General features: G+C 61.9%; 14 protein-coding genes. 5 read left to right on the top strand and 9 right to left on the bottom strand.

Features of this window, described 5'->3' with window-relative positions:
- Positions 1-6 precede the first annotated feature (6 nt).
- The 3 genes from rsfS to FW796_RS27480 are packed head-to-tail and all read right to left on the bottom strand — an operon-like array spanning position 7 to position 2,399.
- Positions 7-429 carry a ribosome silencing factor gene (gene rsfS / locus FW796_RS27490; protein WP_404937739.1) on the bottom strand — a complete coding sequence of 141 codons (423 nt, stop codon included), beginning with the start codon at positions 427-429 and terminating at the stop codon, positions 7-9.
- Positions 430-489: 60 nt separating this feature from the next.
- A complete protein-coding gene (gene nadD, locus FW796_RS27485) occupies positions 490-1,134 on the bottom strand; it encodes a nicotinate-nucleotide adenylyltransferase (protein WP_092309649.1) in 645 nt (214 codons plus the stop codon).
- Positions 1,134-2,399 (bottom strand): glutamate-5-semialdehyde dehydrogenase, encoded by a 1,266-nt coding sequence (locus FW796_RS27480; RefSeq protein WP_446440396.1) that lies wholly within the window; start codon positions 2,397-2,399, stop codon positions 1,134-1,136. The genes nadD and FW796_RS27480 overlap by 1 nt, the downstream gene beginning before the upstream one ends.
- Positions 2,400-2,574: 175 nt before the next feature.
- Between FW796_RS27480 and FW796_RS27475 the strand changes: the two genes are divergently transcribed.
- Both FW796_RS27475 and FW796_RS27470 read left to right on the top strand, forming a co-directional pair.
- Entirely contained in the window at positions 2,575-3,261 is a 687-nt protein-coding gene (locus tag FW796_RS27475) for a DNA-3-methyladenine glycosylase (RefSeq protein ID WP_346635667.1), read from the top strand.
- A 46-nt stretch (positions 3,262-3,307) separates the two neighbouring features.
- Complete coding sequence (locus FW796_RS27470; RefSeq protein WP_446440395.1) at positions 3,308-4,624, top strand: bifunctional DedA family/phosphatase PAP2 family protein; 1,317 nt, start codon at positions 3,308-3,310, stop codon at positions 4,622-4,624.
- A gap of 43 nt (positions 4,625-4,667) precedes the next feature.
- Here the strand turns inward: FW796_RS27470 and FW796_RS27465 are convergent, their stop codons facing one another.
- From FW796_RS27465 to FW796_RS27455, 3 genes are read right to left on the bottom strand one after another with little or no spacing between them, the layout of a single operon-like run.
- The gene (locus FW796_RS27465) at positions 4,668-5,258 is read right to left on the bottom strand and encodes an LON peptidase substrate-binding domain-containing protein (protein WP_346635665.1); all 591 of its coding nucleotides are present in this window, start codon (positions 5,256-5,258) and stop codon (positions 4,668-4,670) included.
- A 10-nt stretch (positions 5,259-5,268) separates the two neighbouring features.
- Positions 5,269-5,985, bottom strand: a complete 717-nt coding sequence (locus FW796_RS27460) for an LrgB family protein (protein WP_346635664.1) — start codon at positions 5,983-5,985, stop codon at positions 5,269-5,271.
- Positions 5,982-6,344: a CidA/LrgA family protein gene (locus tag FW796_RS27455; protein ID WP_446440394.1), complete on the bottom strand. Its 363-nt coding sequence runs from the start codon at positions 6,342-6,344 to the stop codon at positions 5,982-5,984. Before FW796_RS27455 ends, FW796_RS27460 begins: the two co-directional genes overlap by 4 nt.
- A 179-nt stretch (positions 6,345-6,523) precedes the next feature.
- Between FW796_RS27455 and FW796_RS27450 the strand changes: the two genes are divergently transcribed.
- From FW796_RS27450 to FW796_RS27440, 3 genes are all read left to right on the top strand, one after another.
- Positions 6,524-6,979: a MaoC family dehydratase gene (locus FW796_RS27450; protein ID WP_346635662.1), complete on the top strand. Its 456-nt coding sequence runs from the start codon at positions 6,524-6,526 to the stop codon at positions 6,977-6,979.
- 103 nt (positions 6,980-7,082) lie between these two features.
- On the top strand, positions 7,083-8,801 hold the full coding sequence (locus FW796_RS27445; protein WP_346635661.1) for a C13 family peptidase: 1,719 nt from the start codon (positions 7,083-7,085) through the stop codon (positions 8,799-8,801).
- Between the two features lie 28 nt (positions 8,802-8,829).
- On the top strand, positions 8,830-9,471 hold the full coding sequence (locus FW796_RS27440; protein ID WP_346635660.1) for an oxidoreductase: 642 nt from the start codon (positions 8,830-8,832) through the stop codon (positions 9,469-9,471).
- Between the two features lie 61 nt (positions 9,472-9,532).
- On the opposite strand, the gene FW796_RS27435 is transcribed toward FW796_RS27440, so the two are convergent.
- From FW796_RS27435 to mpl, 3 genes are read right to left on the bottom strand one after another with little or no spacing between them, the layout of a single operon-like run.
- The gene (locus FW796_RS27435) at positions 9,533-9,820 is read right to left on the bottom strand and encodes a YceK/YidQ family lipoprotein (protein WP_404937741.1); all 288 of its coding nucleotides are present in this window, start codon (positions 9,818-9,820) and stop codon (positions 9,533-9,535) included.
- Complete coding sequence (gene ubiX / locus FW796_RS27430; RefSeq protein WP_102865334.1) at positions 9,813-10,445, bottom strand: flavin prenyltransferase UbiX; 633 nt, start codon at positions 10,443-10,445, stop codon at positions 9,813-9,815. The genes FW796_RS27435 and ubiX overlap by 8 nt, the downstream gene beginning before the upstream one ends.
- Positions 10,442-11,791, bottom strand: coding sequence for a UDP-N-acetylmuramate:L-alanyl-gamma-D-glutamyl-meso-diaminopimelate ligase (mpl, locus tag FW796_RS27425; RefSeq protein ID WP_123724375.1), 1,350 nt, complete (start codon positions 11,789-11,791; stop codon positions 10,442-10,444). The genes ubiX and mpl overlap by 4 nt, the downstream gene beginning before the upstream one ends.
- Positions 11,792-11,920: the final 129 nt, after the last annotated feature.

Raw genomic sequence — 11,920 nt, 5'->3', positions numbered from 1 at the left:
CGTCCCTTATTGCTGGTCTTTGTTGAGCTTGGTGAAGTGCTCGTGACCATGCTCCGGGCTGTGGTGCTTGCCGTCAGCCGCGCGGCTCTGCTCGGCGCCCTGCCACAGACGCTCCAGGTCGTAGAACTGGCGGGCCGAGGCGGTCATCATGTGCACGATCACGTCGTCCAGGTCCAGCAGCACCCAGTCGCTGTCGCCCTTGCCTTCTTCACCCAACGGGCGCACGCCCTGGGCCTTGACCATTTCGCGGACCTTTTCCAGCATCGCGCTGATCTGGCGATTGGAGGTACCGGTGGCGATGATCATGTAGTCAGTGATGCTCTGCTTGTCGCGAACATCGATCACCAGGATGTCCTGGGCTTTGACGTCTTCCAGCGCGGCAACAGCCACCTTGACCAGATCTTCGCCTTTCATTACTTGGTTAGTCATATAAAACTCGTTCAGCTCGTATGTTTGGAGCGCCGCTCAGCACAGGCCGGCAGCGTTCCTTCAGTTCGGCGCACGGTAAAGTCCGTGAGCATCGATATAGGCCAGGACCGCGTCAGGCACCAGGAAACGTACCGACTTACCGCTGGCCAGCAGTTGACGGATCTGGGTGGCGGACACCGCAAGCGGCGTCTGCCAGACGAATGCAATGTGTCCCCCCGGCCCTTGCAGGGCCAGTGGGTCGCTCACCGAGCGCGCCGCCAACAGGTTGCGCAAGGCATCCGGTGGCTCGCTGTCGGCATCCGGGCGTTGCAGCACCAGGATGTGGCAATGCTGGAGTAATTCTTCCCAACGATGCCAGGTGGGCAGGCCGCAAAACGCGTCCCAGCCCAGTAACAGAAACAACTGGTCATCCGCGGCCAGCTCGGCCCGCATCTGTTCCAGGGTGTCGATGGTGTAGGACGGCTTGTCCCGCTTCAGCTCACGGTCGTCCACCACCAGGGGGGAAACGCCCGCCACCGCACATTCGACCATTGCCAGGCGATCAAGCGCCGACACTTGCGGTGTATCCCGATGAGGCGGCCTGGCACTGGGTGTCAGGCGCAACTCATCGAGTTGCATGGATTCCGCCACCTCCAGCGCACCACGCAAGTGGCCGATATGCACTGGATCGAAGGTGCCGCCCAGCAGACCGATACGTTTGCCCATCAAGTGCGCACGTGACCGTCGCCGAAAACCACATACTTCTCGCTGGTCAAGCCTTCCAGCCCAACCGGGCCACGGGCGTGCAGCTTGTCGGTGGAAATGCCGATCTCCGCCCCCAGGCCATATTCAAAACCGTCGGCAAAGCGCGTAGAGGCGTTGACCATGACCGAACTGGAATCCACTTCGTTGAGGAAGCGCCGAGCGTCACTGAAGTTCTCGGTGACGATGGAGTCGGTGTGGTGCGAACCGTAGGTATTGATGTGCTCGATCGCCTGCTCCAGGCTGTCCAGCACCCGGATCGAGAGGATCGGCGCGGTGTACTCGGTGCGCCAGTCTTCTTCAGTCGCTTGCAGCACATCGGCGCCGAGAATTCCTCGGGTTTGCTCGCAGCCACGCAGCTCGACGCCCTTGTCGCGATAGATCGCAGCCAATGGCGGCAGCACACGGTCAGCGATGGCGGCATGAACCAGCAGGGTTTCCATGGTGTTGCACGGCGCGTAGCGCTGGGTCTTGGCGTTATCGGCAATACGAATCGCCTTGTCCAGGTCCGCCGCCACGTCGATGAACACATGACAGACGCCGTCCAGGTGCTTGATCACCGGCACTTTGGCATCGCGGCTGACCCGCTCGATCAGGCTCTTGCCGCCACGAGGCACGATCACGTCGACAAACTCGGGCATGGTGATCAGCGCGCCCACCGCAGCACGATCGGTGGTTTCCACCACTTGCACCACATGAGGCGGCAGATCGGCAGCCGCCAATCCCTGCTGAATGCAGGTGGCAATGGCACGGTTGGAATGAATGGCCTCGGAACCGCCCCGCAGGATAGTGGCGTTGCCGGACTTCAGGCACAGGCTGGCAGCATCGATGGTCACGTTCGGACGGGACTCGTAGATGATGCCGATCACGCCCAGGGGCACGCGCATCTTGCCCACCTGAATGCCCGAAGGCAGGTAGCGCATATCGCGGATTTCACCGATGGGGTCAGGCAGTTTGGCCACCTGACGCAGGCCTTCGATCATTTCGTCGATGCGTGCGGGAGTCAGCGCCAGACGATCCAGCAGAGCGGGTTCCAGACCATTGGCCCGGCCGTTTGCCAGGTCCTGCTCGTTGGCTGCGGTCAGTTCCGGTCGCGCAGCGTCCAGGGCATCGGCAGCCGCCAGCAGCGCACGGTTCTTCTGCGCAGTGGTGGCACGGGCGATCACCCGGGAAGCTTGGCGGGCAGCGCGACCCAAACGGGTCATGTAGTCAAGAACGGACTCAGTCATGGTCTGGTGTGGTCTTGGCAAAGAGGAAAGCGGCTGATTATAGCTGTCGCGCCCGTTCACGGACAGCGGTCACAGGCGGATGGTCGAAATGGAGTGTAAATACTCGTGCTTCAGCCTGAATTAAGCCTGGAGTTGTTACCATTACGTCACTTTTTCCGCCATAACCCTCGCCACCATGTCCATCCTGACCTCTGCGAACCTGCCCAAAGCCTTGCCTGACGGCTTTTTCGACCGTGACGCTCAGCTCTTGGCCCGTGAGCTGCTGGGCAAAGTCATTCGCCATAAAGTCGGCGAGCTGTGGTTGTCCGCGCGCATTATCGAAACCGAAGCCTATTACTGCGAGGAAAAAGGCAGCCACGCCTCCCTCGGCTACACAGAAAAACGTAAGGCTTTGTTTCTCGATGGCGGGCACATCTATATGTACTACGCCCGCGGCGGCGACTCGCTTAACTTCAGCGCCCAGGGCCCTGGCAATGCGGTACTGATCAAGTCCGCCTATCCCTGGGTCGACGCCGTCTCCGGCCCGGCCAGCCTGGCGCAAATGCTGCTGAACAACCCGGACGCCCGTGGCCGCCCGCGCCCCTCGCAGAAGCTCTGCGCTGGCCAGACCCTGCTGTGCAAGGCCATGGGCTTGAAAGTCCCGATCTGGGATGCAAAACGCTTCGATCACGAAACCCTCTTCGTCGAGGACGTCGGCAGCGCCGTGCCGCACATCATCCAGACCACGCGCCTGGGCATCCCCCACGGTCGTGACGAACACCTGATGTACCGCTTCGTCGATGCCGCCTATGCACCCCACTGCACAAGGAACCCGCTGCGCCGTGGCCAAGTCGAAGGTCGCGACTACCTGATCCTCGACTGATTACCGCAGCCCGTACCCGCCAGACACTGACAATGGAGTTGAATTTATGGGCCCATGGCTCGACAGCGTGACCGCCTGGCTGACCAGCAACCCGCAATGGCTGGCCGCCGCCGTATTTATTGTGGCCTGCGTGGAGTGCCTGGCCATTGCCGGCCTGATCGTTCCGGGAACGGTGCTGCTGTTCGCGATTGCCGTGCTGGCCGGCAACGGCGCGCTGTCACTGGGAGAAACCCTGCTCCTGGGGTTGTTCGGCGGTTTGCTCGGGGACGTGGCGTCCTACCTGCTGGGGCGACACTTTCACCAGAGCATCCGTCGCCTGCCAGGACTGCGCCATCATCCGGAATGGATCAACGGCGCCGAAGCCTATTTCCAGCGTTACGGCATCGCCAGTCTGTTGGTAGGGCGCTTCATCGGCCCGTTGCGGCCGATGCTGCCAATGGTTGCCGGCATGTTCGACATGCCATTTGCACGATTTTTCGCCGTCAGCCTCTTGGCTGCAGCAGGCTGGTCAGTGGCTTACCTGCTGCCAGGCTGGGCCACTGGCGCGGCGATTCGCCTGCCGCTGCCCGAAGGCTTCTGGCCACAAGCCGGTGTCGTAGTCGGCAGCCTCGCGGTACTGATCGGCTTGAGCGTCGCCAGCAGCCTGCGTCGTCATCGCCGGGCGACCCTGCTGATGTCCGGCCTGAGCCTGTTGATCCTGGCAGGGCTGTTCATCGGCTACCCCTATCTCACGCAGTTCGACCAGGGCCTGATCGCCCTGGTACAGGAACACCGGAACCCGACCCTGGACAAGATCATGGTGATGGTCACCCAGATCGGCGAATTTCGCGCCATGTTCATCATCAGCGCGGTACTGACCCTGCTACTCCTGGCCCTGCGCCAATGGCGCCAAGCCGTATTCGCCGGCGCGACCCTGATGTGCACTGCACTGGCCAACACCGGCAGCAAATGGTTTTTCGCACGGGTACGTCCCGAGGTTCTGACCGAGCCCCTCACCAGTTTCAGTATGCCTAGCGGCCACTCTTCTGGCTCCTTCGCCCTGTTCCTGACCCTGGCGGTACTGGCAGGCCGTGGCCAGCCACCACGAATGCGCCTGACCTGGCTGTTGCTGGGCTGCCTGCCGGCGGCGTCCATTGCCTTGTCCCGGGTCTACCTGGGTGCCCATTGGCCAACCGACATTCTCGCCGGCGCCATGCTCGCAACCTGTGTCTGTGCCGCCAGCCTGACCCTGATTCAATGGCAAGGCCCGCTCAAGCCGATGTCGGCCAAGGTCTGGTGGCTGCTACTGCCGGTCATGCTGTTGATGTGCGGGTTCATGGCGACACGGCATCTGCCTCACGCCCTGCTGCGATATGCCTATTAAGAGTGCAAGCGGCAAGCTGTAGCCGCCGCTAGAGGTTCAGGGCTCAGGCGAAGAGTTCGCCTTGCAGCTCATCCAGCAGTTGCTGGATGGCATCGAGACGCTGCTGCGGGTCATCCAGTTGCAGCAGGTCGATCTTGTCCTGTTCGGAAAAAGGCAGCAGGTAGGCCAGTTGATTGGCCAGGGACAACTGCCCCGCCGCCTCGCTGCCCATGTCCAGGGCCTCCACCATCGGATGCTCGGCCAGGGCCTTGAGCAGCGCGATCAGGTCTGCGTCCTCATCCTGCAGTGGTTGCTCCGCAGCCTCCGGCAGCCACTGGACCTGGGCCACCGTCAGTTGGTCTTTCTGAACTTCGCTCTCGAGCACGCGGAAACGCCGACCACCCTTGACCCTGATTCCCAGGAGCCCATTGTCCTGCTGGTGGAAGTCGGTAATCAGTGCCTCGCAGCCCACCAGGGCATAGCCCGACGCGGCACTACCGACCTCCTCCCCCTCCAGGATGCACACCACCCCGAAGCCGCAGCCCTGCTTCATGCAGCGGCCAATCATGTCCAGGTAGCGCGCCTCGAAAATCTGCAGATCGAGGATGCAGTCAGGGAACAGCACGGTATTCAGGGGAAACAGCGCTAGGCTCATACATCAATCCTTAAACCAGCAAAGACACCGCCAACGGCAGCAGTACCGCCGTGGCCACGCCCATCAGACTCATGGCCAGCGCCGCGAAGGCGCCGCACTCCTCACTCTCCTGCAAGGCCACCGAAGTGCCCACCGCATGAGCGGTCATGCCCAAGGCCATGCCTCGCGCCTCAGGCCCATGAACGCCCAGGCGGTTGAGGATGCTCGGGCCGAAAATCGCCCCGATCACTCCGGTAATCAGCACGAACACCGCAGCCAGGGCCGCGACGCCACCAATCTGCTCGGCCACCAGCATGGCGATCGGCGAGGTCACCGACTTGGGCGCCATGGTCATGAGGATCATGTGCTCAGCACCGAACCACCATCCCAACAGCACCCCCAGACTGGTGGCCAGCACCCCGCCCACCACCAGCGTAGTCAATATCGGCCAGAACAATTGGCGGATGCGCCGCAGGTTGAGGTACAAGGGCACTGCCAGGGCCACAGTGGCCGGGCCCAGCAGAATGCTCAGAATCTCGGTGCTCTTGCGATACTCGGCATAACTCAAGCCACAGCCAAGCAACACACCAATCACCAGCAGCATGGACACCAGTACCGGCTGCAGGAACATCCAGCGAGTTTTCTCAAAAGCTGCCAACACCAGTTGATAGGCACCCAGGGTGATGCCGATACCGAACAGCGGATGGTGAATCACCGCCGCCCAGGCGCCCTGCCAATCGACATTCATTGGCTGTCCTCCCGGCGGGACTGGCGCTTGACCAGGCGCTGCATCAGCACGCCGACAAAAGCCATGGAGATCACCAGCGACAGCACCAGCGCTCCGGTGATTGCCCAGAAGTCCGCGGCGATATCCCGGGCATAGACCATCACCCCGACGGCAGGCGGCACCAACAGCAGTGGCAGGTAACGCAACAGACTGCTGGCCGCCAGGTTCAGCGGCTCGCCCACTTCGCCATGCACCACCAGAAAAACCAGCAGCAGCAACAGGCCGATGATCGGCCCTGGCAGTACGGGTAACAGCAGATGATTGAGCGCCGTGCCGAGCAATTGGAACAGCACCAACCATGTCAAACCGCGTAACAACATACCGCCTCTCCAGCCAGATCCCGTGGCGCATTATAAGCACGCAGGCGCTATGAACCGGCATTCGCCAAAAGCATGGATGTTTACCGGGAAGGATCGCCATGATGATCTAAAGTGGATACTTCAGACCACAAAGCACTGGGTCTAACACTAAAAAAATCGTTGAACCAAGGAGAGTCTCAATGCCCTATGTTCCTGTTGCAGAGCTCAAAGATTATGTCGGGAAGGAACTCGGACGTTCCGCGTGGCTCACCATTGACCAGGAGCGTATCAACCTGTTTGCCGAAGCCACTGGCGACTTCCAGTTCATTCACGTGGACCCGGCCAAGGCCGCGAAAACCCCGTTCGGCACCACCATCGCCCACGGGTTCCTGACCCTTTCGCTGATCCCCAAACTGATGGAAGACATCCTCGTGCTGCCCGAAGGCCTGAAGATGGTGGTCAACTATGGCCTGGACAGCGTGCGCTTCATCCAGCCGGTGAAAGTCGACTCCAAGGTGCGTCTCAAGGTCGAGCTGACCGACGTCACCGAGAAGAAACCCGGCCAGTGGCTGCTCAAGGCCACTGCCACCCTGGAGATCGACGGCGAGGAAAAACCTGCCTATATCGCTGAACCGCTGTCGCTCTGCTTCGTCTGAAATGCCCCTGATGCGAAACAGCTCACGCTGTTTCGCTCAACCTCTCTATATATAAGTCACACCGCTGCGGCATACTCGGTCCCCTAATTATCCGGAACCCGTTATGCGCCCACTTGTACCCCTGGTCTTGACCCTCTTGCTCAGCGCTTGCGGAGACGGCGAATCGCTGTTGCCGCCCGATGCCCGACTGCCCGACGGCGGGCGCTATCGCGGTGATCTGGTCAATGGCCTGCTCCAGGGACAGGGGCGCATCGATTACCCCAACGGCAGCTGGTACGCCGGCCAGTTCGACAAGGGCCAATGGCATGGCCAGGGCGAATGGCACGGCAGCAATGGCGAGGTCTACCGCGGCGAGTTCCAGCAAGGGCTGTTCCATGGCCAAGGCATCCTGACCACCAAGGACAGCAGCTACAGCGGCGGCTTCAAACTCGGGCGCCGGGACGGCGAAGGCACCCTCAAAGAAGACGGCATGACCTATCGCGGCGAGTTCAAGGCCGACCTGTACTCGGGTCTGGGCCGCCTGGAACTGGAGGACGGCAGCCAGTATCAGGGGCAATTCGCCAAGGGCAAGCCCAATGGCGAAGGCCAGCGCAGCGATGGCAGCGGCAACCAGTTCAGCGGTAACTTCGTCAACGGCCAACTGGAAGGCAACGGCACCTTCAACAGCGCCGAAGGCGACATCTATGTCGGTGGTTTCAAACACAACCAGCTCAATGGCAAGGGCCGCTACGAAAACTCCGACGGCGACGTCTGGATCGGCCAGTTCAAGGAAGGTGCCCTGGGTGGCAAGGGCGAGCTGATCGGCGCCGATGGCAGCCATTATGTCGGCACCTTCAGCGACTGGCGCTTCAGCGGCGAAGGACGACTGAACCTCAGTGACGGCAGCTTCTACATCGGCGGCTTCGACAGCGACAACTACCAGGGCCACGGTGTGCTGGTGCTGCGCGATGGCAGTGTGCAAAGCGGTGTCTGGAACAATGGCATGCGGGTTCGCGACGCCGACGGCAAACTACTGCCGGACCCATTGGAGACTGCCCTGCTGGTCCAGGGCCGCCTGCTCAAGGAGGCCCTCGATGCGGTGCCTGTCTCCACTCCGACCATCGAACTCTATAGCCTGACCCTGGCCGGCGACGGCAAGCAGAGCGTCTTCCTGCGCGAAGCCGACTACGTCAGCAACATGCTCGCGAGCCGCTTCGGCGCCTACGGTCAGATCCGTCTGGTCAACCACCGCGACCACCTGATGAATCGGCCGATGGCCACCCGGGAAAACCTGCGCCGCGCCGCACAGACCCTGGCCGAACGCAGCGGCCCCGAGGACCTGGTGTTCATCTACCTCACCAGCCATGGCACCAGCGAGCACGAACTGGTGCTGGATCAGCCGCGCCTGGAGTTGGCCGACCTGCCGGCCGATGAACTGGCCATCGCCTTGGCGCCCTTGAAAAACCGCGACAAGATCATCGTTATCTCGTCCTGCTACTCGGGTGGTTTCATCCCTGCGCTCAAGGACGAACGAACCCTGATCATGACCGCCTCCCAAGCCGACCGGGTGTCTTTCGGCTGCTCCGAAGAGGCCGACTTCACCTACTTCGGCGATGCTTTGTTCGCCCAGGCACTGAACCAGACCGACGACCTGGAACATGCCTTCAAACTGGCCAGGGCCACGGTGGCCGAGCGTGAACAGGCAGATGGCTTCGAAGCCTCAGAACCACAGATCTGGGCCCCCAAAGGCGTCATCGCGCATTGGCAACAATTGCGCAAACAGCAGGCACGAAAAGCGCTGCAAAGTGTCTCTATAGGCAGCAAGGAAGCACAGAGCAACTAAGCTGAAACAGTATCAAGGGGGAATGACTATGTACTTGACGCCTCAGCACATCCTGCTCGCCGGCGCCTCCGGACTGACCGGAGAGCAACTGCTCGATCGCCTGCTCAACGAGCCCACCATCATTCGTGTTCTGGCACCCAGCAGACGCCCGCTCAGCAAGCACCCACGCCTGGAAAACCCCGTCGGCGATCCAGCGGTGTTCCTGCCGCAACTGAGCGGCAAGGTGGAGATCGCCTTCTGCTGCCTGGGCACCACGATCAAACAGGCCGGCTCCGAAGCGGCCTTTCGCGCCGTGGACCTGGACATGGTGGTGGCCTTCGGCAAACGTGCCCTGGAAATGGGCGCGCGGCACCTGATAGTGATCAGCGCCCTGGGCGCTGATCCCAAGTCGTCGATTTTCTACAACCGGGTCAAAGGTGAAATGGAAGAGGCCCTGAAACAGCAGGGCTGGCCACAGTTGACCATTTGCCGGCCGTCACTGCTGCTGGGAGATCGGATCGAACCGCGTCTGACCGAACAACTGGCCGGCCCGTTGTCGCGACTGATCCCGGGCAAGTACCACGGTATCGAAGCCTGCCAGTTGGCTCGTGCAATGTGGCGGCTGGCCCTGGAAGAGCAAAGCGGCACCCGGGTCGTCGAGTCCGACGAACTACGCAAACTGGGTAAATGAAAAATTCGCCAACAAGCCGGTTCTTGCATACACCTGCAGGAGCCGGCTTGCCGGCGAAGTGCTACAACCCACCCGTAGCCTGAAACCCCACACCCAATACCGTCAGCACCGACAACGGCAGCAGCAGGGTATCGAGCAGGGCACTGGCCGGCAGATCCACCCCTGGGTAGCTCGGTGCCTCGGCGCCAAAGCGGTCCATGGCGCAGCACCCACCCTGCATCGCATACAAGTCCAGGCGCGTTCCCGAATACACCACCGGAGCCCCGGGCTGGGCGGCATTCAAGGTGCGGACCGTGGCGCAGCCGCCCAGTTGCAGGGCGGCCAGCATAATCAGCAGCAGCTTATTCATCGCTGCTCAAATGGTGCTCGCCCCAGCGCGGCAACATGTCCTGCGGGATATTCAACAGATTGAGAATCCGCGCCACGACGAAATCCACCAGGTCATCGATGGTTTGCGGCTGATGATAGAAGCCCGGCGACGCCGGCAGGATAGTCACGCCCATATTCGACAACTTGAGCATGTGTTCCAGATGAATGCTGGAATAGGGTGCCTCGCGAGGCACCAGAATCAACTGCCGGCGCTCCTTGAGGGTTACGTCCGCCGCCCGCTCGATCAGGTTGTTGCAGGCACCGGTGGCGATGGCCGACAAGGTGCCAGTGGAACACGGCACCACCACCATCGCCGCCGGCGAGCCGGAACCCGAGGCCACCGGCGACATCCAGTCTTCCTTGCCATAGACACGGATCTGCCCCGCCGCCGCGCCGGTGTACTCGGTGAGGAAGGCCTGCATCATCTGCGGTTTGGGCGGCAGGGTCACATCGGTTTCCGTGGCCATGACCAACTGCGCGGCCTTGGAGATCAGGAAGTGCACTTCCCGATCCTCACGCACCAGGCAATCCAGCAGGCGCAAACCGTACTGGGCGCCCGAGGCACCGGTCATGGCCAGGGTGATGCGTTCCGGGCCGTTGCTCATTGCAGTGCCTCGGCCAGTTTGCCGTGCAGGCCGCCGAAGCCGCCGTTGCTCATGATCACCACCTGGGTACCGGGCTTGGCCTGGCTTTTCACCCGTTCGATGATGCCCTCAAGGGAGTCGCTGACAATCGACGGCACCGTACACAAGGCTGCCGTGGCCGCCAGGTCCCAGCCCAGGTTGGCCGGTGCATACCAGATCACCTGATCGGCCTGATTGACGCTTTCCGGCAGCCCATCACGGTGGGCGCCAAGCTTCATGGAATTGGAGCGCGGCTCGATGATGGCGATCACCGGTGCGTCGCCGACCCGCTTGCGCAGACCGTCCAGGGTGGTGGCAATGGCCGTTGGGTGGTGGGCGAAGTCATCGTAGATGGTCACGCCATGCACTTCGGCGACCTTCTCCATGCGGCGCTTCACGCTCTTGAACGCACTCAGGCCGGCAATGCCCATGGACGGCACCACGCCGACATGACGAGCAGCAGCCAGAGTCGCCAGGGCATTGGCCACGTTGTGCTGCCCGGTCAGCTCCCACTCCACCACGCCCTGGCTCACACCCTCGAACATCACTTCAAAAGCCGAACCGTCGGCACTGAGCAACTTGACCTGCCACTGGCCACCGGCACCGGTGGTCTGCACCGGCGTCCAGCAGCCCATCTCGATGACCCGCTGCAAGGCGGGCTCGGTGGTGGGATGAATCACCAGGCCTTCACTGGGGATGGTCCGCACCAGGTGGTGGAACTGCCGCTCGATGGCTGCCAGGTCAGGGAAGATATCCGCATGATCGAACTCAAGGTTATTGAGGATCGCCGTCCGTGGGCGGTAATGGACGAACTTCGAACGCTTGTCGAAGAACGCACTGTCGTACTCATCGGCCTCGATCACGAAGAACGGGGTGCCGCCCAGGCGCGCGGAGACGGCGAAATTCTGCGGCACCCCACCGATCAGGAAGCCCGGGCTCATACCCGCATGCTCCAGCACCCAGGCCAGCATGCTGCTGGTGGTGGTCTTGCCGTGGGTGCCGGCTACCGCCAGGACCCAGCGCCCTTGCAGTACATGGTCCGCCAGCCACTGCGGGCCGGAAACATAGGGCAGGCCTTTGTTCAGCACATACTCCACGGCCGGATTGCCCCGGGACATGGCATTGCCGATCACCACCAGATCCGGAGCCGGGTCCAACTGGGCCGGGTCGTAGCCTTGGGTCAGCTCGATGCCCTGGGCTTGCAGCTGGGTGCTCATGGGGGGATAGACGTTAGCGTCGGAGCCGGTGACGTGATGGCCCAGTTCTTTAGCCAGAACCGCCATCGAGCCCATGAAAGTGCCGCAGATACCGAGAATATGGATGTGCATAGTCGACCTCATAAAACATCGGCGCAGGTTAGCCTAGAGGGCTGCAAATCGCACCCATTAGCTGACCGGGAGGCTGTTGCGTTTGCCACCGCTGGCACCAGGCGCGTGGCCCTGCACCAGCGACTACAG

The sequence above is a fragment of the Pseudomonas sp. 910_21 genome (genome assembly GCF_052850735.1).
Note: the sequence above shows the minus strand (reverse complement) of the source record. Positions and strands in the feature narration are given on the sequence as shown.

What these genes read in the sequence shown, in the direction of transcription:
- rsfS (WP_404937739.1), bottom strand. Translation starts at nt 429, where the DNA reads ATGACTAACCAAGTAATGAAAGGCGAAGATCTGGTCAAGGTGGCTGTT.
- nadD (WP_092309649.1), bottom strand. Translation starts at nt 1,134, where the DNA reads ATGGGCAAACGTATCGGTCTGCTGGGCGGCACCTTCGATCCAGTGCAT.
- FW796_RS27480 (WP_446440396.1), bottom strand. Translation starts at nt 2,399, where the DNA reads ATGACTGAGTCCGTTCTTGACTACATGACCCGTTTGGGTCGCGCTGCC.
- FW796_RS27475 (WP_346635667.1), top strand. Translation starts at nt 2,575, where the DNA reads ATGTCCATCCTGACCTCTGCGAACCTGCCCAAAGCCTTGCCTGACGGC.
- FW796_RS27470 (WP_446440395.1), top strand. Translation starts at nt 3,308, where the DNA reads ATGGGCCCATGGCTCGACAGCGTGACCGCCTGGCTGACCAGCAACCCG.
- FW796_RS27465 (WP_346635665.1), bottom strand. Translation starts at nt 5,258, where the DNA reads ATGAGCCTAGCGCTGTTTCCCCTGAATACCGTGCTGTTCCCTGACTGC.
- FW796_RS27460 (WP_346635664.1), bottom strand. Translation starts at nt 5,985, where the DNA reads ATGAATGTCGATTGGCAGGGCGCCTGGGCGGCGGTGATTCACCATCCG.
- FW796_RS27455 (WP_446440394.1), bottom strand. Translation starts at nt 6,344, where the DNA reads ATGTTGTTACGCGGTTTGACATGGTTGGTGCTGTTCCAATTGCTCGGC.
- FW796_RS27450 (WP_346635662.1), top strand. Translation starts at nt 6,524, where the DNA reads ATGCCCTATGTTCCTGTTGCAGAGCTCAAAGATTATGTCGGGAAGGAA.
- FW796_RS27445 (WP_346635661.1), top strand. Translation starts at nt 7,083, where the DNA reads ATGCGCCCACTTGTACCCCTGGTCTTGACCCTCTTGCTCAGCGCTTGC.
- FW796_RS27440 (WP_346635660.1), top strand. Translation starts at nt 8,830, where the DNA reads ATGTACTTGACGCCTCAGCACATCCTGCTCGCCGGCGCCTCCGGACTG.
- FW796_RS27435 (WP_404937741.1), bottom strand. Translation starts at nt 9,820, where the DNA reads ATGAATAAGCTGCTGCTGATTATGCTGGCCGCCCTGCAACTGGGCGGC.
- ubiX (WP_102865334.1), bottom strand. Translation starts at nt 10,445, where the DNA reads ATGAGCAACGGCCCGGAACGCATCACCCTGGCCATGACCGGTGCCTCG.
- mpl (WP_123724375.1), bottom strand. Translation starts at nt 11,791, where the DNA reads ATGCACATCCATATTCTCGGTATCTGCGGCACTTTCATGGGCTCGATG.